18 protein-coding genes and 11 pseudogenes are annotated in these 25,170 nt (G+C 73.4%); 5 read left to right on the top strand and 24 right to left on the bottom strand.

Translation table 11 applies throughout. The features are described from left to right. Positions 1 to 212: 212 nt before the first annotated feature. The 6 genes and pseudogenes from UG55_RS08190 to UG55_RS45210 form a co-directional block, all read right to left on the bottom strand. Positions 213 to 2,333, bottom strand: a pseudogene (locus UG55_RS08190) (sodium-translocating pyrophosphatase); the annotation flags it as partial. 1 nt (position 2,334) lies between these two features. Next, positions 2,335 to 2,534, bottom strand: a 200-nt coding sequence (locus UG55_RS33730; RefSeq protein WP_255360446.1) for a sodium/proton-translocating pyrophosphatase, incomplete at its 3' end; no start/stop codon positions are given. A 666-nt stretch (positions 2,535 to 3,200) separates the two neighbouring features. Then, positions 3,201 to 3,439: pseudogene (locus UG55_RS33725) on the bottom strand (ATP-binding protein); the annotation flags it as partial. Between the two features lies 1 nt (position 3,440). Next, on the bottom strand, positions 3,441 to 3,785 hold a 345-nt coding region (locus tag UG55_RS33720; RefSeq protein WP_242423980.1), incomplete at its 3' end, for an ATP-binding protein. Between the two features lie 36 nt (positions 3,786 to 3,821). Continuing rightward, positions 3,822 to 4,108, bottom strand: a pseudogene (locus UG55_RS08180) (STAS domain-containing protein); the annotation flags it as partial. Between the two features lies 1 nt (position 4,109). Next, positions 4,110 to 4,153 (bottom strand): annotated as a pseudogene (locus tag UG55_RS45210) (hypothetical protein); the annotation flags it as partial. A 345-nt stretch (positions 4,154 to 4,498) separates the two neighbouring features. Here UG55_RS45210 and UG55_RS08175 point away from each other — a divergent pair. Then, on the top strand, positions 4,499 to 6,964 hold the full coding sequence (locus UG55_RS08175; RefSeq protein WP_066065151.1) for a DEAD/DEAH box helicase: 2,466 nt from the start codon (positions 4,499 to 4,501) through the stop codon (positions 6,962 to 6,964). A 157-nt stretch (positions 6,965 to 7,121) separates the two neighbouring features. On the opposite strand, the gene UG55_RS46885 is transcribed toward UG55_RS08175, so the two are convergent. The 8 genes and pseudogenes from UG55_RS46885 to UG55_RS08145 all read right to left on the bottom strand — a co-directional run. Continuing rightward, a partial coding sequence (locus UG55_RS46885; RefSeq protein WP_396230837.1) for an Rv3654c family TadE-like protein occupies positions 7,122 to 8,682 on the bottom strand: 1,561 nt, incomplete at its 3' end. After that, positions 8,679 to 9,035: a TadE family type IV pilus minor pilin gene (locus UG55_RS08170; protein ID WP_242423979.1), complete on the bottom strand. Its 357-nt coding sequence runs from the start codon at positions 9,033 to 9,035 to the stop codon at positions 8,679 to 8,681. The genes UG55_RS46885 and UG55_RS08170, both read right to left, overlap by 4 nt. A gap of 60 nt (positions 9,036 to 9,095) precedes the next feature. Next, positions 9,096 to 9,338, bottom strand: coding sequence for a DUF4244 domain-containing protein (locus UG55_RS33715; RefSeq protein WP_242423978.1), 243 nt, complete (start codon positions 9,336 to 9,338; stop codon positions 9,096 to 9,098). 159 nt (positions 9,339 to 9,497) lie between these two features. Continuing rightward, a complete protein-coding gene (locus UG55_RS08160; protein WP_066065142.1) occupies positions 9,498 to 10,928 on the bottom strand; it encodes a secretion system protein in 1,431 nt (476 codons plus the stop codon). Next, positions 10,925 to 11,655 (bottom strand): annotated as a pseudogene (locus UG55_RS33710) (ATPase, T2SS/T4P/T4SS family); the annotation flags it as partial. The pseudogene UG55_RS33710 and the gene UG55_RS08160, both read right to left, overlap by 4 nt. A 1-nt stretch (position 11,656) precedes the next feature. Next, positions 11,657 to 12,343, bottom strand: a 687-nt coding sequence (locus UG55_RS33705) for an ATPase, T2SS/T4P/T4SS family (RefSeq protein WP_242423977.1), incomplete at its 3' end; no start/stop codon positions are given. Continuing rightward, positions 12,340 to 13,704, bottom strand: coding sequence for a septum site-determining protein Ssd (ssd, locus tag UG55_RS08150; protein ID WP_066065138.1), 1,365 nt, complete (start codon positions 13,702 to 13,704; stop codon positions 12,340 to 12,342). The genes UG55_RS33705 and ssd, both read right to left, overlap by 4 nt. A gap of 120 nt (positions 13,705 to 13,824) precedes the next feature. After that, positions 13,825 to 14,841 (bottom strand): hypothetical protein, encoded by a 1,017-nt coding sequence (locus UG55_RS08145; RefSeq protein ID WP_066065136.1) that lies wholly within the window; start codon positions 14,839 to 14,841, stop codon positions 13,825 to 13,827. Positions 14,842 to 15,238: 397 nt separating this feature from the next. Here UG55_RS08145 and UG55_RS08140 point away from each other — a divergent pair, with 397 nt between their 5' ends. Beyond that, the gene (locus UG55_RS08140; protein WP_242423976.1) at positions 15,239 to 15,775 is read left to right on the top strand and encodes a phage holin family protein; all 537 of its coding nucleotides are present in this window, start codon (positions 15,239 to 15,241) and stop codon (positions 15,773 to 15,775) included. 90 nt (positions 15,776 to 15,865) lie between these two features. Further along, positions 15,866 to 16,801: an alpha/beta fold hydrolase gene (locus tag UG55_RS08135; protein WP_066065307.1), complete on the top strand. Its 936-nt coding sequence runs from the start codon at positions 15,866 to 15,868 to the stop codon at positions 16,799 to 16,801. A gap of 63 nt (positions 16,802 to 16,864) precedes the next feature. On the opposite strand, the pseudogene UG55_RS33700 reads toward UG55_RS08135, so the two are convergent. From UG55_RS33700 to nth, 7 genes and pseudogenes are all read right to left on the bottom strand, one after another. Beyond that, a pseudogene (locus UG55_RS33700) lies at positions 16,865 to 17,133 on the bottom strand (trypsin-like serine protease); the annotation flags it as partial. A gap of 1 nt (position 17,134) precedes the next feature. Next, a pseudogene (locus UG55_RS33695) lies at positions 17,135 to 17,258 on the bottom strand (serine protease); the annotation flags it as partial. A 1-nt stretch (position 17,259) separates the two neighbouring features. Then, positions 17,260 to 18,046 (bottom strand): MarP family serine protease (locus UG55_RS08130; protein WP_242423975.1); only part of this gene is annotated, 787 nt, incomplete at its 3' end. Positions 18,047 to 18,103: 57 nt separating this feature from the next. Then, positions 18,104 to 18,514 (bottom strand): cupredoxin domain-containing protein, encoded by a 411-nt coding sequence (locus UG55_RS08125; RefSeq protein ID WP_066065133.1) that lies wholly within the window; start codon positions 18,512 to 18,514, stop codon positions 18,104 to 18,106. A gap of 2 nt (positions 18,515 to 18,516) precedes the next feature. Further along, positions 18,517 to 19,021 (bottom strand): annotated as a pseudogene (locus tag UG55_RS33690) (NUDIX hydrolase); the annotation flags it as partial. Position 19,022: 1 nt separating this feature from the next. Then, positions 19,023 to 19,212: pseudogene (locus UG55_RS33685) on the bottom strand (CoA pyrophosphatase); the annotation flags it as partial. A 128-nt stretch (positions 19,213 to 19,340) separates the two neighbouring features. Beyond that, positions 19,341 to 20,066, bottom strand: a complete 726-nt coding sequence (gene nth, locus UG55_RS08115; RefSeq protein WP_066065130.1) for an endonuclease III — start codon at positions 20,064 to 20,066, stop codon at positions 19,341 to 19,343. A 119-nt stretch (positions 20,067 to 20,185) separates the two neighbouring features. Between nth and UG55_RS08110 the strand changes: the two genes are divergently transcribed. Then, on the top strand, positions 20,186 to 20,422 hold the full coding sequence (locus tag UG55_RS08110; protein WP_066065127.1) for a hypothetical protein: 237 nt from the start codon (positions 20,186 to 20,188) through the stop codon (positions 20,420 to 20,422). 278 nt (positions 20,423 to 20,700) lie between these two features. Further along, entirely contained in the window at positions 20,701 to 21,390 is a 690-nt protein-coding gene (locus UG55_RS08105; protein WP_018637435.1) for a Crp/Fnr family transcriptional regulator, read from the top strand. Here the strand turns inward: UG55_RS08105 and UG55_RS33680 are convergent. From UG55_RS33680 to UG55_RS33670, 3 genes and pseudogenes are all read right to left on the bottom strand, one after another. After that, positions 21,337 to 23,517 (bottom strand): annotated as a pseudogene (locus UG55_RS33680) (tetratricopeptide repeat protein); the annotation flags it as partial. The gene UG55_RS08105 and the pseudogene UG55_RS33680 overlap by 54 nt on opposite strands. Before the next feature lies 1 nt (position 23,518). Continuing rightward, a pseudogene (locus tag UG55_RS33675) lies at positions 23,519 to 24,012 on the bottom strand (guanylate cyclase); the annotation flags it as partial. A 1-nt stretch (position 24,013) separates the two neighbouring features. Next, positions 24,014 to 25,098 (bottom strand): adenylate/guanylate cyclase domain-containing protein (locus UG55_RS33670; RefSeq protein ID WP_242423974.1); only part of this gene is annotated, 1,085 nt, incomplete at its 3' end. Positions 25,099 to 25,170: the final 72 nt, after the last annotated feature.

Below are 25,170 nucleotides of genomic sequence, written 5' to 3'. Positions count from 1 at the left end.
CGCTCCGGAGCGGCGGACACCGGTCGCGCTCGCTTCGGACGTCCCCCACCAGGCTCGTGTCCGGGCTGGGCGCTGCCCCGGCGGGGCGCGTCGGGTGGCGGCCCGGACACACGCGGGGGCCGCGGTCTGCGGTTCGGCAGGCCGCGGCCCCGTGCGATGCGGTCACGGAGTGTGGATATTCCATCCGGACCGGGCAGTGCGGGTTGACGCGGTCAGACCGGTACCTGCGGGTCGGTCCGCGGGGTGAGGGCCGGGGGTTGCGCGGGAGCCGTCGGCTTGTCGTTCGTCCGTGACCCACGCCGCTTCGACGTGGCGACCGCCGCGATGATGAACGCGACCGCGGCGAGCGCGATGGCGATCCGCGCGGCGGTGTTCTCGTCCTCGCCCACGGAGAACTTCACCACCAGTGGCGCGATCAGCAGACTGACCAGGTTCATCACCTTGAGCAGCGGATTGATCGAAGGGCCGGCGGTGTCCTTGAACGGATCGCCCACGGTGTCACCGATGACCGTCGCGGCGTGCACCTCCGAGCCCTTGCCGCCGTAGTTTCCGTCCTCGACCAGTTTCTTCGCGTTGTCCCAGGCGCCCCCGGAGTTCGCGAGGAAGACCGCCATCAGGAGGCCACCGGCGATCGCCCCGCCGAGGAAGGCGCCCAGCGGCGGGTAGCCCAGGCCGAACCCCACCGCGATCGGCGCCATCACCGCGAGCGTCCCGGGTGTGACGAGTTCGCGCAGCGAATCCCTGGTGCAGATGTCCACCACCGCGCCGTAGTCGGGGCGCTCGGTGCCCTGCATGATTCCCGGCCTCGTCCGGAACTGGTTGCGCACCTCCACCACGACGCGCCCGGCCGCCCGCCCGACGGCATTGATGGCCAGCCCGGAGAAAAGGAAGACCACGGCGGCACCGATCACCAGACCGACCAGTGCGTCCGGGTACGCGATGTTGAGACCCCCGACGGTGCCTCGGCCGGACTCGGGCAGGACTCCGGCTTCGGCGAGCGCCGTTGTCACCGTGTCAGTGAACGATCCGAACAGTGCGGTGGCGGCTAGTACGGCGGTCGCGATCGCGATACCTTTGGTAATTGCCTTGGTGGTGTTGCCCACCGCGTCCAGGGAGGTGAGAATCGCCGCTCCGCGCTCGTCCAGACCCTCCGGCCCGGCTGACATCTCGGCGATTCCCTGTGCGTTGTCACTGACCGGGCCGAACGTGTCCATCGAGACGATGACGCCGACCGTGGTGAGCAGGCCCGTCCCGGCCAGGGCGACCGCGAACAGCGCTATCGTCACGCTGCCCGAGCCGAGCAGATACGCCCCGAAGACGGCCGCCGCGACAAGCAGCGCCGAATACACGGCCGACTCCATACCCACCCCGATACCGGCCAGGATGTTCGTGGCCGGCCCGGTCGTCGACGCCTCCGCCACCCCCAGCACCGGCCGGCGGTTTGTCTCCGTGAAGTAGCCGGTGAGGAGCTGGATGGCGGCCGCCAGCACGATGCCGATGAGAACGGCACTGATCGCGATCACCCGCGGATTCCCGGTCTGAGCGCTGTCCGCCAGGCCCGGGAACTCGGCGAAGGTGCCGGGAAGATAGACCAGGGAGACGACGACCACGCCGATCGCGGACGTCACCGCGGAGACGAAGAAGCCGCGGTTGATGGCGGTCATGCCGTTGCGGTCACCGGCCCGGGGGGAGACCGCGAAAATTCCGATGATGGCGGTGATCACACCGACCGCCGGGATCAGCAGGGGGAAGACCAGCCCGTTCTCACCGAAGGCCTTGACGCCGAGAATCAGCGCGGCCACCAGCATGACGGCATAGGATTCGAACAGGTCCGCGGCCATTCCGGCGCAGTCCCCGACGTTGTCGCCCACGTTGTCGGCGATGGTCGCGGCGTTGCGTGGATCATCCTCCGGAATGCCCTGCTCCACCTTGCCGACGAGGTCCGCTCCGACGTCGGCGGCCTTCGTGAAGATCCCGCCGCCGACCCGCATGAACATGGCCAGCAGCGCGGCCCCGAAACCGAACCCCTCCAGCACCTGCGGAGCGGTGTCCCGGAAGACCAGGACCACCACGGCGGCGCCGAGCAGGCCCAGGCCGACGGTGAACATCCCGACGACCCCGCCGGTGCGGAAGGCGATCCGCATCGCGGCGCGCTCCCCGTGCTCGAAGGCCGCCGCGGCCGTGCGGGTGTTGGCGCGGGTGGCCAGGGACATGCCGACGAACCCGACGAGAGCCGAGAACAGCGCGCCGACAACAAAGAACACGGATCGGCCTACGCGGGAGCCGGTGTCCTCGGCGGGAAGCAGCAACAGGATCAGCGGGATGACAAGGACNAATCCGGCAAGGGTCTGGAACTGCCGTCGGAGGTATGCTGCGGCTCCCTCCTGAACCGCTCTGCCTACCTCGATCATCTTCGGAGTGCCCGCGCTCGCGGCCAGTACCTCGCGAACGAGGTAGCCGGCTACGAGCAGGGCGAGCGCTGCGACGATCGCCACACCGGCGACCAGTACGACAGCTCCACCGCTAAGGTCGATAGGAGAGGTATCGGCCTGTAGGGTGTGGATCGNGGACATGGCTCCTCCCGGTCTGCTGTGTGCACCCTCCGTGATCGCGGGCGGGGTGGATGCGGACGCCGACCGTCCGTGCTCCGTCGTTCGTCGATCACAGCCAGCCACGTCGCATCCGACGACGTTCTGGGTGGTGACCGGCACCGGTCAGCCGGCGAGAGGCGCCTTTCGATGCGGGCCGAAGCGGTTGCCGGCAGCAACTCCGGCGAGGGAGTCAGTGCCGGTCCCAACCCGGCACCGATTCCCGCACGTTCGGCGGGCACCTTCACGCGGCCCTTGCCTGCGGTCCGGGGTCGGACCCCACGGGGAACACCAAGGGAAACGCCGGCGGCTTCAACGAGGCCGTCGGTGAGATGCGGCGGATTCTATCCGCACGTGTGTGACCTGCGCAGGTTTTTCGGTTGTGACTGGCCGTGCTGGTTGTTTTTGTTGTAGTTCTCGTGGGGGCGTGGCGGTGCTCGCCAACCGCGCTGACCAGGCAAACTCATTCGCCCGTACCGCAATCGAGGCCCTTACCGAGGGCCGAACGTGGGATCAGGCCGGCGCCGAACACAGAACTGGGAGCCTCCGGAAAATCCGGAAGCTCCCAGGACCGACACAAATCCGCCCGGAGCGGGCCCCGCGGTGCCGCGGTCAGGCCTCCCGGCGGGCGGAACCGGAGATCTGGGCGGCAAGCGCCGCATACGCGGAGGAGTCGAGGTCGGCGTCCTCCGCCGGTTCACCGGTGTGCCAGGTCATCTCGACGACGGTGCCCGTGCCGTCCATGCCGTCGCGGACAGCCACCTCGTCCACCAGCCCTTCGATGAGGGCGAGCCCCAGGCCTGGCGGAACAGGCGGATCCGAGTCGTCGCCGTCGCCCTGGGCGGCCGCGGNGGGGAACAGCGGGCCCGCCGCCGCGCCGTCGAGGTCCAACAGGGCGTCGATACTCATCAGGCCGCCGTCCGGACCCGGCACGATCTCCTCGCCGGCCGCGCCGCTGTCGGACACGATGACCGTGAACGTGTCCGGGGTGTCCGTCAGCGCCACGTGCACCAGCGCCCCGGGATTGGTCCGGCGGTTGACCCGGACGGCACGGGCGCAGGCCTCCCCGACGGCCAACCTGATCTCGTCGATGGCCCCGGCTGGCACCCCCGCCCGCCTACTGACCGCCGTGGCGATCATCCTTGCGGTGCGGACGTGGCCGGGCAGGGCAGCGAAGCACAACTCGACGGTGGGCATGCGTCCGAGGACCTGCCTTTCACGAAGGGACCTGACTCAGTCGCTGGCGGCCAGCGCGTCCCCGATGGAGGAGTGGATTGGGAAGACCTTGGTCAGCCCCGTGATCCGGAAGATTTTGAGAATGCGCTCCTGCGTGCAGACCAGACGCAGCGAGCCCTCGTGCGCACGAACCCGCTTGAGCCCGCCGACCAGGACCCCGAGGCCCGTGGAGTCAAGGAACTCCACACCCTCCATGTCGACCACCAGATGGTACGACCCGGCCGAGACCAGGTCGATGAGCTGCTCGCGGAGCTTGGGGGCGGTGTAGACATCGATCTCGCCGCNCACCACGACGACCGTGTGGGTCCCTTCTTGACGGGTCGTGAGGGNCAGATCCACGGATCCTCCTAGTGGTGCTTCCCGGTGCCCGCGCCTCGGGCAACCGACATCACGGCGGCACTACCCTCCCATGAGGAGGATCAATCCGGTGGCCCGCAACACTCTCAAACGGGCCGGCGTCACGGTGTGACCGCCGAACGAGCCGCACTACTGCGACTTTCCCCTCGTCTGTGGGCGGTGCACCCCCCAGGGATGCTATCGCCGATCTAGCGCCGGGGGAGGCAGGGGCGGGGGTCGGGCAGGTGGCGCAAGCTGGCGGGGCCCGCTGTGACCGGCCCGGGAGGCGAGGTCCGGCTCTGGGCGTCCGCCACACCTCACCGCCTATCGTGACGTGCGTGGGTTCGTCGGCTGCCACCGAGCGCGATGTCGCGCGGGCGCGCAGCGTGCTTTCCCGGCTCGCCCTCGATGGCCGTCGGGCCGCCAACATCACCCATGTCGAGCACGTGCCAGCCCGGGGCGGCCGCACGGCGGCGTGGCCAGACTGGGCGGACGAGGTGCTGGTCGGCCGGCTGCGGGCGGCGGGGATCGACCAGCCCTGGGTGCACCAGGCCCAGACCGCCCAGGCGGCGCACGAGGGGCGCGACGTCGTGCTCGCGACCGGCACCGCATCCGGGAAATCGGTGGGCTACCTGCTGCCGGTGCTGTCTCGACTGCTGGGCGAGCCGGGCGCGCGGGCGGTGTATCTCGCACCCACCAAGGCGCTGGCCCATGACCAGCTCCGGGCGGTGCGCTCACTGCGACTGACCGGTGTGCGGGCCTCGACCTACGACGGCGACACGCCGGGGCCCGAGCGCGAATGGGTGCGGGCCCACGCGACCCTCGTCCTGACCAACCCCGACATGCTGCACCGCGGCATTCTTCCGGCGCACCGTCGTTGGTCGTCCTTCTTCCGTGGTCTGCGGTATGTGGTCATCGATGAGTGCCATGGCTACCGGGGCGTCTTCGGGGCGCACGTGGCGCTGGTGCTGCGCAGGCTGCGGCGGGTCTGTGCCCGCTACGGCGCCCGACCGGTGTTCATCCTCGCCTCGGCGACGGTGGCCGACCCGGGCATGTCGGCCTCCCGCCTTACCGGGGTGGACGTCGAGGTGGTCGACACCGACACCTCCCCCCGCGGCCCCCTGGACTTCGCGCTCTACGAGCCCCCGCTGCTCGGCGCGCGAGCCGGTCGGCGGGAGCACCCTCTCGCGCCGCCGAGCCTCGAGGTTGGCGACCGGGCCGGGGTTGGCGAGCAGACCGGGGTTGGCGAGCGTGCCGGGGCGGTTTCGACGCCGCGCGGCGAGAACGACGCCCCCGTCCGGCGGGCCGCGACCGCGGAGTCGGCCGATCTCCTGGCCGACCTGGTGACGGAGGGGGTGCGGACGTTGGTGTTCGTCCGCTCCCGCCGCGCCGCCGAGATCGTCGCCGCCGCCGCCCGCCGGGGCCTGGACGAGGTCGCGCCGGAGCTGGCCGCGCGGGTCGCCGCCTACCGCGCCGGCTACCTCGCCGAGGAACGCCGCGATCTGGAGAGCCGGCTGCGGACCGGGGAACTTCTCGGTGTGGCCGCGACGTCCGCGCTGGAACTCGGCGTCGACATCAGCGGGCTCGACGCCACGGTGATCGCGGGATTCCCCGGGACCCTGGCCTCGCTGTGGCAGCAGGCTGGTCGTGCCGGGCGAGCGGGGCAGGGGGCGCTCGCCGTTCTCGTGGCCCGAGACGACCCGCTCGACACCTATCTCGTCCACCACCCGGCGACCGTCTTCGGTCGACCGGTCGAGGCCAGTGTGTTCGACCCCGACAATCCCTATGTCCTGATGCCACATCTCGAGTGCGCGGCCAGTGAACTGCCGCTGACTGATGAGGACCTGGTTCTTTTCGGCACCGGGGCTCGCGCGGCCGTCGACGACCTCGTGCGCCGGGGCCGGCTGCGCCGACGGCCCACCGGCTGGTTCTGGACCCAGCGGCAGCGGCCCGACGTCGACATCAGGGGGGCCGGCGGATCCCCCGTCCGCATCGTCGAGGCGGGAACCGGCCGCCTGCTCGGCACGGTCGACGCCGCGACCTCGCACTCGACGGTGCATCAGGGCGCGGTGTATCTGCATCAGGGCGCCACCTTCGTCGTCGCCGAGCTGGACCTCGAGGACTCCGTGGCGTTCGTCGAGGCGGCCTCGCCGGACTGGACGACGGTCGCCCGTGAGCACACCGATATCTCCATCGTGGAGTCCACCCGGTCGGCACGGTTCGCGGACGTGGAAATCCATCTCGGTACCGTCGAGGTCACCAGTCAGGTAGTCGGCTTTCAGCGCCGCCGGCTGGCCACCGGCGAGATCCTCGGGCAGGAGCCGCTCGACCTCCCGCCGCGCCAGCTGCGTACCCGGGCCGTCTGGTACACCGTCACCGCCGAGCTGCTCGCCGCGGCGGGTATCGAGCCCGCGGATGTGCCCGGTGCGGTGCACGCGGCGGAGCACGCGGCGATCGGGCTGCTTCCGCTGTTCGCGACCTGTGACCGCTGGGATATCGGCGGTGTGTCCACCGCGCTGCACCCGGACACCGGGCGGACCAGCGTCTTCGTCTACGACGGCCACGCCGGCGGGGCGGGGTTCGCCGAGCGGGGGTTCCTGCGGGTCGCCTCCTGGCTGCGCGCGACGCGGGACGCTGTCGCCGCCTGCGAATGCCCTGCGGGCTGCCCTTCCTGCGTGCAGTCCCCGAAGTGCGGAAACGGCAACGAGCCGCTCGCGAAGGCGGCCGCGGTGAGACTGTTGGACTCGGTGCTGACCGCGGTGGATCCCGACCCGGCGAAGGCACCGAAGCCACGAGAGGAATAGACACCTTCGTGGGCTGGGGGTGCAGGCGACCGTATCGGGGGTAGAACCGTTCCGCGTCGGATTCTCGCAGCGGTCTGGCATCTCATACTCGGCAGGAATCTGGAGGTTCCGGTGGTCACCGTCGGCGTGGTGCTGTTGCTTCTGGCGGGTGTTCTCNCCGCGGACATCGTCCTGGAGAACTCGGGCCAGACAGAAGTGATGATCATGGGGCAGGCGCTGTCCTTCGACGTCTGGGGCCTTTTCGTCCTGGGGCTGTCCACCGGAGTGCTGGTGGTGGCCGGTGTGCAGATCGGCCTGCAGGGATTCGCCCGGGACCGGCAGCGGCGACGGGAAGAACGCCAGCGAGCCCGGGAGCTGGCCGCGATGACCCGCGCGGTACCCACGTCATACGCGTCGCGCCCGCGGACATCGACGGTGTCGGTAACGCCTGCCCACGTCGCCGCGTCCTCCACCGCCCCGGCGCCCGCCGCGCCGCCTGTACCTGCGCCTGCCACGGCATCCGGGCCCACGCCGATCCCGGCGGCGCCCACCTCGGCTCCGCCGGCTGACGGTCCGGCCGCGGGAGCGGCGGGCGCCGTCTCCCGGGGCGGTATGGCGCCGATGGCCGCCGGTGGTGCCGGGGCCGCGCCGGCGGGAAGGCCGCGCGAGGCAGCCGCGACTCGGCCCGTCGCGCCGGCACCGGCGAGCCCGGCACCGTCGAGCCCGGCACCGTCGAGCCCGGCACCGTCGAGCCCGGCACCGTCGAGCCCGGCACCGTCGAGCCCGGCACCGTCCGTCGGCCAGCCACCGTCCGTCGGCCAGCCGGGCACCGCGGGTGCCGCCACGGCCCCGACCAGGCCCATCGAGCCACTCGTCGGACGGGGGCGGGACAGCAGCGGGCACAGCTCGGCCAGGCCGGCCGGACCGGCGGACCAGGGGACGGCCGGCCGGGCTGCCGCCGATACCGGCCGGCAGCCCGGATCGACGGGTGGCGAGCGGAAGGGACGGACGGCACCGCGCAGTGAGCCGGCGGCCACGACCGTCCCGTCAGCGGCGCCCCGGGCCGACCGGATCGTCGCCAGGGTCTCCGACCTGCGCCGTAAGAAGAACGACGGGGAACGGGCGGAAGCCGGTACAGCTGAGCGCGGGAGCCGCCGGGACTCCGCGGCTGGTGAGTCCAGGCCGTCAGCCCCCACCGGGGGCCGCTCGAGCTGATCGGACCGGGGTCGGCTGATCGCCGGCGCCACCAGGCCGGGCCCAGCCGCGCCGTCCTGCGCTGTGCCACCCCCAACGCTGAGCCCTGCCGTGCGGTGTTCCGCTGCGGTGTCGAGCCTGGCCGCCCTGGGCTCGTAGGCGCCGGGTGCGCCTTCCCACGGCCCGGCCCGCGCACGGGCGCGGGCCGGGCCGAAGAGCCGCAGCGGGCCCGGTAGATCGGCCTCGACGGCAATGCTGACGCTCACGGCGTCCACCCGGCAGGCGACCAACCACGCGGAGTTGGCCCGGGCCGTTGCCAGCGCCCGCTGACAGGCGACCACCGGCACGGCGGAACGGTCCGCCGCCGCGGCCAGGGCGGCGAGGTCGGCGGCCGTGGCCGCCCGCTGACGACTCGCGTCGACCTGCACCAGACTCAGCGCCGTCGACCCGACCAGGACGACCAGCATGATCCCGCCGAGCAGCCAGATCGTGGCGGAGCCGCGGTCCCCGGCTGGCGACGACGCTCGCCGGAACCTGGTTGTCATGACCCGCCCGCTCTCGGCGGGTCCTCGACCGCGGCGACCGCGACGGCCGACACGGTCACCGCCGGCGCCAGGCTGCCGGCACCTCCGGCCCGTACCGCCACGGCGACACGGACCTGAACGGCCCCGGCGCCGCCGTCGCCGTCGCGGTTGATCTCGACGACGGCACCGGCCGGGGCCGCACGCAGGGCCCAGGTCCGGGTGTCGGCCGGTGTCTCTCCCCGGGCGGCGGCGCGTGCGCCGAGACGGGCCGCCTCCGCGCACCGGGTCTGTGCCGCAACCGCGCTGATCATCCACAGGAGCAGGAACACCACTGCCACGAGACTGGGCAGGCCCATGGCCAGTTCAGCGGTCACCTGGCCGCGATCCCGCCCAGCGTGGCTGTTGTCGGGCCGCGTCGCCGTCATCGGCCGGCCTCAGAACGAGACCGTCAGCGCGCGCTGGACCACCGAGGAGATCAACGACCGGGTGGCCGAACTCGAGACCACCGCATAGAGCACACCGGCGAAGGCGACGGCCGCCAGCGTGCCGACGGCGTACTCGGCCGTCGACATTCCCGCGTCCGCCCCGCCGCGGCCCAGCTCGCGGCCCAGGCCGCGGCGCGTCCCTCGCCGGGGGTCGGGCGGCCCGCCCACGAGGGACGCCAGGTGAAGCAGCATGAGGAGAAGTCGCACTGTTGCCTCCGGGTCAGGAAGGAGGAAGGGTGATCGGACCGCCGCACCGATCGTCGGCCGCGGACGGCTCGCGGAGGCCGGATGCGCGCCCGCTGTGGACAGCGAGATCTCATCCACAGCGCCTGCCCTCCGCGCTCAGCGAGATCAGAGCCCAGGGGACAGCGCCGGTCCGAGGTCCGGCGCGGAACCGATGACCACGGGCACGACCCCCAGCAGCAGGAAGGCCGGCAGGAAGCAGAGCCCGAGCGGGGCCACGGCCAGCACCCCGGCCCGCCGGGCCGCGGTGATCGTCGCGGCGTGGGCCTCCTGGCGGGCCCGGGCGCTGATTCTGGTGAGCGTGGTGGCGAGCCGGGCCCCGGACGATTCCGTACGGCCGATGGCGGCGGCGGCAGCCAGCACCATCCGCCCCTCCCGCTGCCGCGCCGACGCCCGGCGGGGAAACGCGCCGAGGCCCAGCACCCGCCTCAGCCCGGTACCGGCACCGCGGTGCCGTCGATCGCCGAGGTGGTGTCCGTCCCGGGACGGGGACCGTGCTCGGCTCTCGCCGACCGCCGCCAGCATCCGCAGGCAGGCCTCCTGAGCGGGGGTTCCGTGGCGTAGCGCGCGGCCGGTTGCCCGCAGCTCGACGCCGGCCGGGCCCCCGGTCGCGATGCCGACGACCTCAAGCGCCTGCGGGGTTGTCGCGCCCGAACGCAGACAGGCCGAGACGAGGTCGAGGGCGAGCGGGAGGTCGGCCAGCAGGCGCCGCCGGTACTCGGCCGAGGTCGCTCCGCCCCGGCGCGAACCGGGCTGACCGGGTCGCGGCCGCCACGTCGACCGGCCTGGCTCGACCGGGCCCGCGCATACCGGGGGGACCCGTGCCTGGACGCCGTCCGCGATACGGCGAAGCCAGCGCAGTCCGGCCAGGTCGAGCAGCACCCCGGCGGTCAGGCAGGCTGTTCCGAGCGGGGGCGTCACCAGGACCTGCGCCGGCGCTGCGCCGAGCAGAGCTCCCAGTGCGACCCCGAGCAGGGGCAGGCTCGCGACGAGGCGGCCGGAGGATCGCGGCCCGGCGAGCGCTGAGGCGAGTTCGTCGGCGCGCGCCGCGTCGGATCGGGCGGCGTCGGCGAGCATGGCCGCAACCGGGGCGAGGCGGACCCCGGTCAGGCGGCAGACCCGGAAGGCTGTGGCGAGCTGGCGCAGCGCCGCCGCGTCGCACCTGGCCAGCAGCCGCGCGGAATCGCCGGACCCGGCCAGCTGGTCGCGCAGCCGCGGCAGGTCGAGCGGCCAGGCGACGCGGCCGGCGGGGCCTGCACGGACGCCCGGGTGGGCCGGGAGCGCGCTGACCGAGGCCAGGGCCGTACGCAGGGCCTCGTCGGGGGTGGCCCCGGCGTCCAGCTCGGTCGCCAGCCCGGCGAGGACGTCCTCCGCGGACACACGCAGCTCCGTCTCGTAGCGCCGCAGGACCCACCGGTGTAGGGCGCGGCGTCCGGAGAACAGCAGGATGACCGTGATCCCGGCGAGCGGACCGGCGAGCGCCGTGGCGGCGACGACCGCACCGGTCCCTCCGATCCACCGGATGAGGCGGGTCGTCATCGTGCGCCGCGCCGGGTCGCCGCCGACCGCGCCGCCGCCGTCGACCGCGGTGGCTCCGGTGGCACTGGTGGCTCCGCTGGCACTGGTGGCGCTGGTGGCGCTGGTGGCGCCGGCGGCACGGCCGGTGCGATGGAGGGCGGTGACTGGGCGGGCGAGGTGGGTGCCGCGGTCGGTACCGACCGCAGTCGCACCCCACGATCGTCGAGGAGCTCCAGCAGTGTCGGCAGTCCCTCCGGCGTCGGCGGGGTGCCGGGCCGCCCGCCGCCCCGGCGCGCCGGCGCCGCGGCGCCGCCGGTGATGACCGCGGGGACGACCTGGACCAGGCCGTCCGCTCCCTGGCGGAACACCCCGATGCTGGCGACCCGCCGGGCGCCGTTGCCGTCCCGGCGGAGGTGGATGGCGACCTGGACCGCGGCCGCGACGTGGCTGTGCAACGCGGAACGTCCCAGCCCGGCCAGCGCTCCGAGGGCCTCCAGCCGTGCCGGCAGCGTCTCGGCCGTGTTGGCGTGCACCGTGCCCAACCCGCCTTCGTGGCCGGTGTTCATGGCCATCAGGAGGTCGAGTACTTCCGGGCCGCGAACCTCACCCACGATGAGGCGGTCCGGCCGCATGCGCAGGGCCTGTCGGACGAGTTCCCGCTGCGTGATCTCACCCGCGCCCTCGATGTTGGCCGGTCGGGCCTCCAGCCGGACCACGTTGGTTCTGGAGAGGACGAGTTCGGCGGTGTNCTCCACCAACACGACCCGTTCCGTGGCCGGCACGGCGTCCAGCAGGGCGGCGAGCAGGGTGCTCTTGCCCGTTCCGGTTCCGCCGCTGATCAGTGCCGTCAGCCTGGCGGTGAGGACGGCGCGCAGCACGGTCGCCGCGCGGGGGCCCACGGTGCCTGCCGCGGCGAGGTCGTCCAGGGTGAACGGCACGGCGCGCGGACGGCGCAGTGACAGGCACGTACCGCCGAGCGCGGGCGGGGACAGCATCGCGTGCAACCTGATTCCGTCCCGCAACCGGATGTCGGCGAACGGCATGGCGGTGTCGAGACGGCGGCCGCTGCTGGCGGCGAGCCGGACGGCGAGCCCGCGGACGGCGGCGTCGTCGGCGAAGCGCACGCCGGTGGGGCGGAGCCGGCCCGCTCGTTCGACCCAGACGCTGTCCGGGCCGTTGACCAGGATGTCGGTGACCTCAGGGTCCCGCAGCAGGGCGGCGAGCGGTCCCAACCGGGGCCCGGGGCCGGAGTGCTGGACGAGGCTCGGCCCCGGCCGGGCCGGGCCGTCCGCCGCGAGCCGGGACTCGCCGGCGGGCGAGGCCGCAGCGGTGGCGGTGGACGGCGAGGTGGCGGTGGACGGCGTGATGGCGGTGGACGGCGAGGTGGCGGCGGCTTGGGAACCACGCCAGGGCCGGTGCGCGGGCCGTCTCCTCATCGGTCTTCTCCGCCGGTGAGACCGAGCTCGGCGAGAAACAGATCGCTGAACTGGATGATTGATGCGCCGATGGTCCTTCCCGGTCCAGCCGAGTCGTCGTCGACGGACCCCGGCGTTGTGATCCCATCTGTGGGATCTGAACGCGACACACCCGGCTTCCGGACAGTGGTCGGAGCGTGTCCCCCGGCCCGTGCTGGTCGGTGCCGGCCCTGCCCGGCCATGGCCTCGGGATTCGCCGCCGGTTCATGGTGGATGACGCCGGCCAGCGGAAGGCCGACCTCGGTGGCCACCTTGCGCGCCAGGGCCGCGGGTACGGAGCCGCCGGCCCGGCGTCGCGACTCCGGTCCGGGGAAGGCCCGGTCGGCGGTCGGGTGACCTGCCGGCACGGCTCCTGGTGGTGGCAGGCGAACGACGAGCCTGACGTCCGAGCAGACGCGGGCCGCGTACGCGCCGACCCGGGCGGCCGCCGCGGCCGCCGCCCGCTCGGCGGTCACGACGACGAGCACGGTGTCGCAGAGGAACAGGCTGACGTCGGCCGCGGCATCGGTGGAACGGGGCAGGTCAGCCACGATCAGGTCGGCGCTGCCACGAGCCGTGGAGAACAGGGCGCTCACCGCCGGCGGCGACAGGGTCGGGATCTCATCGCGATCCCAGGAGAGCACCGGCAGGTCGCCGCCCAGCAGCGGCGGCCCGGCGAGGAAGCGGTCGAGAGTGTCGTCGGTGTCGAGAGTGTCGACGGTGTCGTCTGGCAGAGGCGTGCCGCGCGTCCGCCCACCGGGCGGGCCGCCGGGGCCGCGCAGGTGCCTCATCCCCGCGGCTGGGCGGCCCGGGCCCACCGTGAGCCCGCCGAAGGGGTCGATCTCCAGCAGGACCGAGCGGACCTGGCGCCGCAGCCCCGCCCGGGCGAGCGTGACGGCCAGCGTGGTGGAGCCCGTGCCGCCTCGGCCGCCGAGCACACCAACGGTCCGCGACCGGCGCCGGGCCGTGTCGGCGGCGCGGGAGAGCAGGTTCACCAGCCAGGTCTCGGCCGCCGGGAGGAAGACCACGTGCTCGGCATTGATCAGGAGCGCCAGGCTCCAGGTGCGGCGGTCGTCGACATCGGTGCCGACCAGCACGATGTCCGACCGGGCGGGTAGATCCGCGGCGACGCAGGCCGCGGCGCGGTCGACGCCGACCACCACGAGCGGCGCCTTGTCCCAGTACCGGGTCGCGGCCCGGGCGGTCGGCACGACCGTCACGGCCGCGCCCGCCGCCGCTGCCAGCCGGAGCAGGTCGTCCAGCAGGTCCGGTGAGTCGGTGACGACGAGTGGACGTCCACGCGGGGTGTCGTCGGCTGATGTGGTCGGCTTCGCGGGGGTCATGGCGAGCCCGTCCCTTCGGCGCGGGTGGCTGTGTGCGGCCACCATGCGCCCGGGATCCCGCCCTATGTGGATCTTCAGCGGCTCCAGGAACGTGCTATAAAAATCGTTTCTCTTCCGCGGTCAGGCGCGGGAAATGGCCTCGCACACCGCCAGGGACTCCCGGGCCGCCAACGCGACCGCGCCCGCGCAGTGCCGGACCCAGATGCCCACACCCTCCGCACCGCCCGCCAGGTAGGCGGCCAGCGCCGCGCCGTAGTCCGCCACGGGCGCGGCGGCCTCGTCACCGCCGCCCTGGGCCAGCTCAAGGTGGCCGACGTCCGTCGCGACCAGCGCCTTCGGGTCGAGCCCACGGCTGATCAGGACCAGCCGCGCGGCGGCCCGGGCAATGATCCCGTCGAGCGCGCCGAAGGGTCTGATCGCGAGCAGCTCCCCGTGCGTGACCGCCGCGACCACGATCGCTGGGGCCTTCGTCGGCCCGGTCAGCACCGCGGTGAGGCCGTCGAGGCGGGCCGACATCTCCGCGGCGGACACGGCCGGGGCCGACATCGCCCAGGGTGGTGTCGGCAGGGCCGACGGTGGGGGTGGCTGCTGACCCGCGGCGCCGGCGGCGCCCGGCGCGCCGACCGGCTGGCCATCCGCCCGCGGCCGTCCCAGCACCGCGTCGGGCAGCAGCCCGCGGCCGGCGAGGAGGTGCATCCGCGCGAGTGCCTGGCGGGGAGCGCGTTCCCAGGCCGAGGACAGCGTGCCCAGCTCCGCGTAGAGCCGGACGGCGCCCAGTGTCACCGCGAGTGAGCGCCCGTCGGTGCTGTCGGTCGAGGTCGCGGCCTGCCCCGCCGGCTGACCGGTGGCGGCGCCGGCGCCGGCCGGGACCTGCTCGCCGTCCGCCAGCTGGTCGCCGAGGTGGGCTCGCAGCACATCGAGGGGGATGTCGTGCCCCTCCAGCGCGGCGGAGGCGCGGGCGGCGCGCAGAGACGCCTCGGCGGTCACCTCGGCGCTGCTGCGGCGGAGGACACGGTGCCGCAGCAGCGTGTCGACGGCGGCGCGGGCGGAGGTCGCGGCGTCGTCGACGCCGGGAACCGCCGCAACCTGACTCAGGGGGTCGGTTTCGGCGACCGACACCGACGAACGTGCTGTCACCCGGCAGACGCTACCCCGCCCGGGGGTGCCGAGGCCGGCCGGCGGTCCGGCGCCGGACCGCCGGCGGACAGCGGCGAGCGGCTGGCGTGGAGCCGGCGAGAACGTGACGTGAACCCGACAAGGAGCCGATGAGCAGCCGATGAGCAGCCGATTGAGCGGCTCGCGAGCTGGTGGCGCGGGTCGTCATGACCGGTGACAGGGCGAATCGTCCTGGGGATCACACCGTTCGATCGCGCTGTTGCCGCCCGTGTGGCGCCTCGGCAGGCCACACTGCACGCAGAGGATTCGGACGGGGCGGACGCGTGGCCGTGACCCCGCGGCCGGCGGAGGGCGCCGGTACCGGACCTGATCGCCGGGGTCGCGGGCCGGTTTTCGACAGGGGAGGGCCGGAGTGCCGATGAGAACCGACAGCTCGCGAGCCGGCCGGGAGCCGTCCCTGGGAGAGCTGGTCGCGCTGGCGACCCGGGACATGTCGTTGCTGATCCGCCAGGAGATCGAGCTGGCCAAGGCCGAGCTCGCCCGGCAGGCGGTCTCCGCCGGGCTCGGGGCCGGCTTCCTGGTGGCGGCGGCCGGGCTGGCGTTCGGGGCGCTCATCGCCGGGACGATCTTCCTGGGTGAGCTGTTCACCTGGGCCGGTATGGAACGTTTCTGGGCCTACCTGCTGACGACGTTCCTCTACCTGGCGGTGGCCGGCCTGCTGGTGCTGTTCGCGGTGACCCGCTTCAGGAAGCTCTCACCGCCCGAACGGACCATCCAGTCCGTCCGGGACGACATCGCCGTGTTGCGCCGGCCGGCGGGCCGGTCCGGAGCCGGGGCGGCCGGGACGCCCGCCGCGGTCGGCCAGGACGGACTGGTGGGCCTGGAGGGCCCCGACCCGGCCGGGCAGGTGGGCCGGGGCACGAGCCCGGGCCTGCCGGAGTTCGACCCGAGGTGACGGCTTGCGGCCGGCTCACGCCACGCGGACATTCTCAGCACACGTACCACTTGTCGGCGAGGCGGTGGAGACCTGCCATCCTTGCTGGTGATGGAGGATGCCACCCCTGAGCCGGCCACCGTTCTCATCGATGGGCCGTGGCGGCACCGGGACGTCTCGACCAACGGCACCCGTCTGCACGTGGCCGAGGCGGGGGAGGGGCCCCTGGTCCTTCTGCTCCACGGCTTCCCGCAGTTCTGGTGGACATGGCGTGGCCAGCTGCGGGAGCTTCCCCGAGCCGGCTACCGGGTGGTCGCGGCCGACCTGCGCGGCTACGGCGCCAGCGACAAGCCGCCGCGCGGCTACGACGCCTTCACCCTGGCCGACGATGTCGCCGGTCTCGTGCGGGCGCTCGGCGAACGCGACGCGGTGCTCGTGGGGCATGACTGGGGCGGCCTGCTCGGCTGGACGACGGCGGTCCGGCAACCACGGGTGGTGCGCGGGCTGGCGGTGATCGGCATGCCGCACCCGCTGCGGGTCCGGCGCCAGATCGCCGCGGATCCGCGCGGGCAGGGCCTCGCGAGCCGGTATCTGGCCGCGTTCCAGCTCCCCTGGGCACCCGAACGCCGCCTCGTGGCGGACAACGCGGCCTACGTCGCCGACCTGCTGCGCTCCTGGGGCGGGCCGGGGTACCCCACCCCGGATACCGAAGCCCGCTACCGCGGCGCCATGCGGATTCCCGGCGTCGCCCACAGCTCACTGGAGTACCACCGCTGGGTCGTGCGGTCGCTGGTGCGCCGGGACGGCGCGCGGTTCGTCGAGCGGCTGCGGACGCCGGTACGGGTTCCGACACTGCACCTGCACGGCCGCCTGGACCGCTGCTTCCTGGAGTCGACCGCGGCCGGTTCCCACCGGTACGTGTCCGCGCCCTACACCTGGCGCCTGTATGACGGCCTCGGGCATTTCCCGCACGAGGAGGACCCCGACACCGTCACCCGCGATCTGGTCGCCTGGCTCCGGCAGAGCGTGGACGCGCCAGGCCACTGACGGCGGGATGGCGCTGACGGCGGGATGGCGCTGACGGCCGGTGGAACGCTGACGGCCGGTGGATCAGTCGCAGCTCTGGGTGCTCACCGGCACGGTCGCCTGGGCGCCGCGCTGGGCGGGAATGCTGACCTCCTGCGCCGTCAGGACGTACCCGGTGTCGTCGTCGTCCGTCGCGGCGGCGAAGACCACCCCGACCACCGTGCCGGTCGCGGACAGCAGTGGGCCGCCCGAGTTGCCCGGCAGCACCTGGCCGCGGACCGCGAAGATCTCCCGCCGAACCGTGCCGCGCGAGTAGATGTCCGGCGCGCTCGCGTTCTGCTCGTTGCGGATGCNGGCGGGCTCGGTGGTGTACGGACCGTCCTGGGGATAGCCGGCGACCACCACCGGATCACCGGCCTCGCCGGGCGGGGACGTCTGGAACCGCAGCGGCGGCCGCCGAAGGTCGGGAACGTACAACNCCGCCACGTCCCGCTCGGGGTCGAACAGCACCACCTCGGCGGGCAGTGAACGGGAGTCCAGCTCGACGACTGCCTCAGTCACCCCGGCCACCACGTGCGCGTTCGTCATGATGTGCTGCGGTGAGAACACGAAGCCGGTGCCTTCCACCTGCTTGCCGCACGACGGCGCCTGCCCACGGATCTTCAGGATGCTCGCCGCGGCGTTCTGTACCTCGGCGATGGTCACGACCCCCGGGTCCGGCGGGTCGACGGCCACGATGCGCTCACCGTCGAGCCCGGCGAAGACCTCGGGAAACCCCTGATCGTCCATGAGCTGACGGAGATCGGCGAAGGTGTGGCGGACGTCGTCAGGCATCTTGGCGTCGACGGCGCCCAGGACTTCCGACCCGCGGGCGGCCCGGGCGAGTGTCTGGAACGGCGAGCGGTCCACCGCGGTCGCGACCAGCCAGGCCACCAGCAGCACCGACGCCCCGGAGAGCACCGCGCCGGCCACGGCGTCGACCCGCTGACCGGGCCGCCAGGTCAGCCGCCCGCGCAGGGTCGCGCCCAGGGCCGTCCCGAGGATCTGGCCCATGAGGGCCAGCCCCACCACCACGATGAGGCCGACGAGCGCGCCGTCCTCCTCACGGCCGATGAGCTCGGCGAAGGGAGGCGCGACCTTGGCGCCGAGGACACCGCCACCGAGGAAGCCGATGAAGGACAGCGCGCCGACCGCGAACCCCTGGCGATATCCGGAAATCGCGAACATCACGACCAGAGCGATCAGGACGAGATCGAGAAGATTCACCTAGGGCCCGTGTCGAGGTTCGGAAAGAGGCACGATCAGGGTGCGGCGTGATGCGGTTCAGCGGATCACGAGGGTGGCGGTCATCCCCTGGTGCAGGGTACAGACGACGGGATACCGCCCAGGCTCGGACACGGTGAAGGTGATCGACTGTGACTCCCCGGCGCGGAGGATTTTCGTGCTTGCGCCCGGGATCGTTTCGATGACGAAGTTGTGCGGGGCGGAGCCCTTCACGACCGAGAAGTCGACCCGGATCGTTCCGGGGCTGGCGACGAGCTCGCCGGCGGAGAACGTCTGGTCCACCTGGCCGATGACGTCGAAGACCTGGACCCCGTCACTCACGGTCGGTGTCAGCGTCGCGGCCACCGGAGGCGCGCCGCCGCTCCCGCCGCCGCAGCCCGCCGCCCCGGTGAGCAGCGTCGTGGCGGCGACCAGCGCGACCAGCGCGTTCCGAGCGGATCTTGAGGTCATCCTCAGACGGTACCGCCCGCTTCGTCGGGAGCGGCCCGAGGTTCCACCACCGCTCGGGGGAGGGCCATCGCCGCGGAGATCGCGGCGGTGATCTCCGGGACGTCCACGCGTGTCGTGACGTCCCAGGGCTGTTCCCACCCGCCGACCCGCAGCAGCGCGTCGAGGATGCCCGCCGTGAAGCCCCAGACCGTCATCCCGCGGACCCGGAAGGCCGGGCTGCCGAACCCGGCCGGATGCCACAGCAGGATCCGGTTGGCGGGGTCGGCGAGCTCGACCACCGGCACCCGCGCCACCGAGGACGTCTCGGCCGGATCGACCGCGCCCACCGCACTCGGCGTGTGCCACCAGGCCAGCACCGGCGTGACGTGGAAGTGGCTGGCGGCGAGATAGAGCGGTGTCGTGGTCGCGAGAACCTCGACGCCCGAGGGGTCGAGCCCGACCTCCTCCTCGGCCTCGCGCAGCGCCGTCGCCGCCATCGAGATGTCCGTCTCGTCCGCCCCGCCGCCGNGGAAGGCGGGTTGGCCCGCGTGATTGCGCATGTCGGCCGCCCGCTGCAGCAGCAGGATGTCCGGGCCGGCGGGACCTTCCCCGAACAGGATCAGGACGGCGGCCTGCCGAGCGCCCGGGCGGGGTGTCTGCATCGCGTGGCGGGTCTGCACCGGGATGCCCTCGCCGACCGCGTCGACCAGATCCCGCAGCCACGGTGGAGCCGTCGTGTCACGGCGGGAGGAGGAGGCGCCGGTCCGCCGAGCCCGCGGCTGCGGCTGTGGCTGCGGCTGTGGCTGGGAGTGGGACTGGGACTGAGGCCGGGGCTGTCCGGGGGCGCTCACCGGGCGGCCTCCGCGTCGCCGCGGATCAGCCGCGCGGCCTGTTCGGGATCGGTGGGCCCCTCGCCGAAGGACGGGCAGAGCCGCGCGATCGCGCAGGCCCCGCAGGCGGGCCGGCGGGCGTGGCACACCCGGCGGCCATGAAAGATCATCCGGTCGGACGCGATGGTCCAGTCCCGCCGCTCGATGAGCGCGCCGAGATCACTCTCCACCCGGACGGGGTCGGTCTCGGTGGTCAGCGCGAATCGGCGGGAGAGCCGCCCCACATGGGTGTCGACCGTGATCCCGGGGATGCCGAAGGCGTGGCCGAGGACTACGTTCGCGGTCTTGCGCCCCACTCCCGGCAGCGTCACCAGCGCGTCCAGCCGGCCGGGCACCTCACCGGCGAACCTTTCGGTGAGCGCGGCACCGATGCCGATCAGTGAGTTCGCCTTCGCCCGGAAGAAGCCGGTGGGGCGCAGCAACACCTCGAGTTCGTCGCGATCCGCCGCGGCGTAGGCGGCCGCGTCCGGATAGCGCGCGAAGACGGCCGGGGTGACCTCGTTGACCTTCTTGTCGGTGCACTGGGCCGACAGCACCGTCGCGACCAACAGCTCCAACGGGGTGCTGAAGTGCAGCGCGATACGTGCGTCCGGGTGGAGCTCGCCGAGTGCGCGGACGATGCGCCGCGCGCGCCGGGTCCGGGCCAGAGCCGTCTCTGCTGTCGCGTCGACGGTGGTTGCCATGCTCCGCAGATTATCTGTCGGGCCCCGCGCCACGACTGGTTGTCTGATCGTGGTCCGCTCTGGCGCGCCGACCCCCCGGGTGCGCGACCGGCGTCGCCATCGGCGACCATGGACGCGCCATGTTTGTATTTGCCGCGGTTACGGTCCCCTTGGTGCTGCTCGGGCTCCTGCTGGCGATGGAGCGGGTGGAGCGCCCCCTGAACGCTGCCGACACCGGCAAGGGGCTGGAAGGCTTCCTCGACAGTGCGCGGCCCGACGAGGTCGCGACGTTCGTCCAGCAGGGCCTGCCCGCCGCGCTGGAGCGTTACCGGCGCCGGCTGCGCCGCACGCCCCCCGGCAAGCACCGGGCCATCTGACCCCGTCCGGCGTCGCTGATCGGCGCGACGCTGATCGGCGTGACTCCGGTCGGCGTGACTCCGCGGTGGCCGGCGGGCTGGCCGACGGGCTGGCGGGGCCGGCCATGCCGGCGAAATCGACCGTGTTCGGAGGATTGTGACTCTCGCCACCTTGGTGGTGGGTCTGCTGTCACTTTGCGTATCAGAAACGGAGTATTCGGGTACATCTGCGTGACCTGACCAGGCCGATGGGGGTCCCTGGCCGTGCTCAACGTCCCGCACCCTGGCATGCTCACCTCGTGGACGATCTGCTAGCCCGCGTTCCGCTCTTCGCCGGGTTGTCCGAGCCCGACCGCCAGGCGCTTTCTGATCACCTGGACCGGCAGGACGTGACCCGTGGCGATGTGCTGTTCCGCGAAGGGGATGTCGGTGACCGCGTCTTCGTGGTTCTTTCCGGCAAGGTCAAAATAGGACGCCAGTCCGCCGATGGGCGGGAGAACCTGCTGTACGTGATGGGGCCGGGAGACCTCTTCGGAGAGCTCTCCCTGTTCGATCCCGGGCCGCGCACCGCGACGGCGACCGCCGTGACCGACGCGTCGCTCGTCGCGCTGGATCACACCGCGTTGCGGCCGTGGCTGCGTTCCCGGCCCGAAGCCGGGGCGCTGCTGCTGCGTGTGCTGGCCCGCCGCCTGCGGCGGACCAACGACACGATGGCGGACATGGTCTTCACGGACGTGCCCGGCCGCGTGGCGAAGGCGCTGCTCGATCTGGCCGACCGCTTCGGCGAGCCGGCCCAGCCGGGCAACGAGGCGGCCGGGGTCCGGGTCGAACACGGCCTCACACAGGAGGAACTGGCACAACTGGTCGGTGCCTCGCGGGAGACGGTGAACAAAGCCCTGGCCGATTTCGCCACTCGTGGGTGGCTTCGCCTGGACTCACGCGCCGTCGTGCTGCTCGACCGTGAGCGGCTCGCCCGCCGGGCCCGCTGAACTCACCGCCGGTAGTGGAGCCGGCAAGTCCGTTGCCCGCCCGTCTCCCGGTTCCGCCAAGGACGCCGGATCCGGGAGCGGCGTGGTCACGGCTGTGACGGCGACGGCGCTGGTCCGGGCAACCGGGCCGGCGGCGCTGTCGGGCTCGTCGCCTCCCCGCGTGGCAGGAGGCAAGGCGGCGATCAGCCTTCTGGTCGTCGGCACCTCGCTGACCGCGCCGGTGGCCGTCGCCGCGGCGAGCGCCTGCTGGTAGGCCTCACGGCTGCCCTCTACGTCGCCGTGGGCGGCCAGCACCGTGCCCAGCGCCCGGTAGGCCAGCACCTGCGCGCGAACGTCCTCCGCGTCCACACTCACCGCGCGCCGGGCGACCCGCAGGGCCTCCTCGGGCTCGCCCGCGTCCAGCAGCGTTCCCGCCAGGTGGGCGTAGGCCTGCCGGCGCGGGAACATCAGCGTCGCGGGCTCACTGACGGCGAGCGCGCCGCGCAAGCCGGTGATCGCCTCGTCCAGCCGGCCGCGGGCGCGGGCGACCTGCGCCACCAGCACTTTCGCCCCGAGCTGTGCGTGTGGCCGTAGCTCCAGCCGGTCCAGATCGGCCAGCGCGCGCTGCGCGGCCTGGTCCGCCGCGTCCACCTCGCCCGCATCCAGCCTGGTCAGACCCAGCAGGACCTGCGCGAACGCGCCGATGATGACGTGCCCGGTGGCCGCTGCCTCGGTGCACACCTCGGTGAGCAGCTCGGCCCCCCGCCTCGGCTCGCCGGCCCCGCGGGCGGCCAGCCCCCGGGCGATCAGGGTGAGGGTGTGCCCCCAGGAGTCGCCGGTCTCGGTGAACAGCTCCGCCGCCCGGGCCGCCTCGGCCTCGGCGGTCTCGATGTCGCCGAGCTCGGCGGCGGCGACCGCGTCGATCGTCAGGCAGATCGCCTGACCCCAGCGCTCCCGCATCGACTCGGCGAGGTTGATGAGCACCCGGGAGACCTTGCGGGTGCGGGTGAGCTGGCCGGAAAGCAGCAGGACGAGGGCTTCGGTGCCCGAGCACCAGCCGAGCCCGCCGGCATCCTCCAGCCGCTCGAACAGCGCGGACGCCTCGCGAAGCGTGCGCTCAGCCTGGCTGTAGTCCCCGCGGGTGGTGGCGCTCCAGGCCAGGTGCTGCAGGGCCCAGCCGACCCCGCGGGGGTCGTCCACCCGGCGCGCGAGCGTCAGCGCCTCCCGGTAGCGCTCCTCCGCGGCCTGGATGCGGCCGGCCGAGTACTCCAGAAGTCCGAGCCTGCGCAGCGAGGCGGCCACGGCCCGGTCGTCACCGGCGCGGTGGGCCGCGTCCAGCGCGGTGATCAGGGACTGTCGGGCCTCCTCGCCGCGGCCCTGCTTCTGCCGGAGCTCGCCGAGGACGGCGTAGGCGGCGGCCCGCTGGCTCGGCGTGTTCATCCGCAGCGCCGGTCGCAGCGCGCGTTCCGCCTCGTCCAGCCGGCGCAGCCAGACGAGCGCCTCGGCGTGCAGCACCCGTACCTTGATGTCGTCGTCGCCGTCGATCACGCCGCGCCCGAGCCGGCGGGCGTTGGAGAGCAGGTCGGCGGCGGTCCGGTGGTCGTCGCGGGCGAGCGCGGAGCGGGCCAGCCGGACATGGGCGTGGAAGCCGGCCTCCCGGGCCGACCAGGCCGGGTCGTCCGGGGGCAGGGCCATCGAGGCGGCCAGGTCATAGGCGCGGAGCGCGTGCGAGGCGACGAAGGTCGACACCTCGCGGGACGAACCGATCATCGCCGTGACCCCCCACCGGGCGGCGGTGGCGTGCCGGCGGGCGCGCTCGACCTTCGGCAGACCCGAGTAGGCCACGTCCCGCGCCATCGGATGCACGAACCGCCACAGCGTCTCGCCCTGGCGCGGCGGCCGCACGAGCTGCCGTTCGGTGAGCACGGACAGCGCCCGCTCCACCTCGGCGGCGGGGCGTTCACCGACCGCCTGGAGCGCTTCCGCGGGGAAGCGGGGACCGAGCACGGCGGCGGCCCGCAACGCGGCCTTCGCGGTCGGGTCCAGATCGTCGATGCGCGCGGCCAGCACCGACTGCACACCGGCCGGCAGCACGGTCTCGGCCAGCGACCCCTCCAGCACCCACCGCATCCCCTCCCCGTCCGGGTCNGGCACCTGGTGCAGCAGCCCGCGGTCCACCAGCAGGTTGAGCAGCTCGGTGAGGAAGAAGGGGTTGCCGTGCACCCTGGCCAGCAGCGCGGCCTGGTTGGCCCGGGACAGCCCGGGCTCACCCAGGTAGTCCTTGAGCAGGGCGCGGGCCGCGTTCTCCGGGAGCGGGGTCAGCGCGATCCGGCGGGCGGCGGCGAGGTCGGCGAAGCGCGGGTTCTCCCGGTCGAGCAGCAGCAGCATCACCGGGCCGGTCAGGGCGCTGGTGAGCCGGCGCAGCGCGACGGTGAGGCGGCTGGTCGCCCATTCCAGGTCGTCGATGATCACAATGACCGGGCCCTGCACGGCCATCGCGCTCAGGAGCAGGCCCACGGTCTCCACGGCGTCGTCGACGGCCCGCTGGATCGCCTCGCCGTGGGATGCCCGGCCGACGGGGTCACCGGGCGGGATCGCCGCTCCGGCGCTGGGACGGCGGTCCGGTGGCACGCCGAGCATGCCNAGCAGCCGGTCGCCGATGGCGGACGGCAGCTTGGTGCCGAAGATCGGATGGGTGAGGCTGGCGACCCGGCGCCGCACCCGGTCGGCGACCCGGTCCAGGCTGTCGCCGTCGGTGACGCCGCACGCGCCGCGGATGAGATCGATCAGTGGCGCCAGGTCACGCACGTCGCCGTGCCGGACGGTCCGCCCCCACAGCACGGTCGCGCCGCTGTTCGCGGCGGCGGTGTCGGCGAGCTCACGGGCGAGCCGGGTCTTACCGATCCCGGCCTCGCCGGTGACGATGACGACGTCCGGCGCGCCGCGCTCGAGGACGCCGGTGAAGTAGCCGCTGAGCTCGGCCAGCTCGCCGTCCCGCCCGATGAAGGCGGTGTCGTCGGCGAGCCCCGGCCGCGCGATGTTGGACGGGCGTAGGCTGACCAGCTCGTAGGCCGGCACCGGCTCGCGCTTGCCCTTGAGGATCAGCGGCGGCAGATCGCGCCAGGTCGCCACCGACCTGGTGGCCTGGACGGTGTCCCGTCCCGCGTAGACGGTGCCCACGGCGGCCGCGCCGGACAGCCGGGCGGCGGTGTTCACCGTGTCCCCGATGACGGTGTAGGAGAGGGCGGCCTGCACACCGGCCAGCACCTCGCCGGTGTTGACGCCGACCCGCAGGCCCAGCGGGCTGCTGTCGCCACCCTCGTCCATGATCAGGCGACGGACGGTCTCCTGCATGGCGGCGGCGGCCCGTACCGCGCGTTCGGGGTCGTCCTCGTGGGCGGTCGGTGCCCCGAAGACGGCCATGATTCCGTCCCCGCTGAGGTTGTCGACCCGCCCGCCGACCTCGTCGACCTCCCGGGCGAGCGCGGCGAGCACCCGGTCGGTGACCTCGCCGACACGCTCTGGGTCCCGGTCCTCGGCCCAGGCGGTGAAGTCGGAGAGGTCACCGAAGAGCACCGTGACGACGCGCCGCTCCGCGGCCTCGGTGCGCGGGGTGTCGGTCTGGGTGAACTGGAGCCCGCAGTTGAAGCAGAAGCGCCCACCGGGGACGGTCGGGGTGCCGCATCTGGGGCACACCAGGGGCCCGGGCGTGGGAGAGCTGATCACCATTGTGGACCGGTTCCTCTCCGCCGGATGAACGCTGGGCCGCGCGAGCCGCTGGAGCGGGAAGCCGGGCGGTGG

The organism is Frankia sp. EI5c (assembly GCF_001636565.1).
Lineage (GTDB): Bacteria > Actinomycetota > Actinomycetes > Frankiales > Frankiaceae > Parafrankia.
This window is presented reverse-complemented; position numbering and strand designations above follow the sequence as displayed.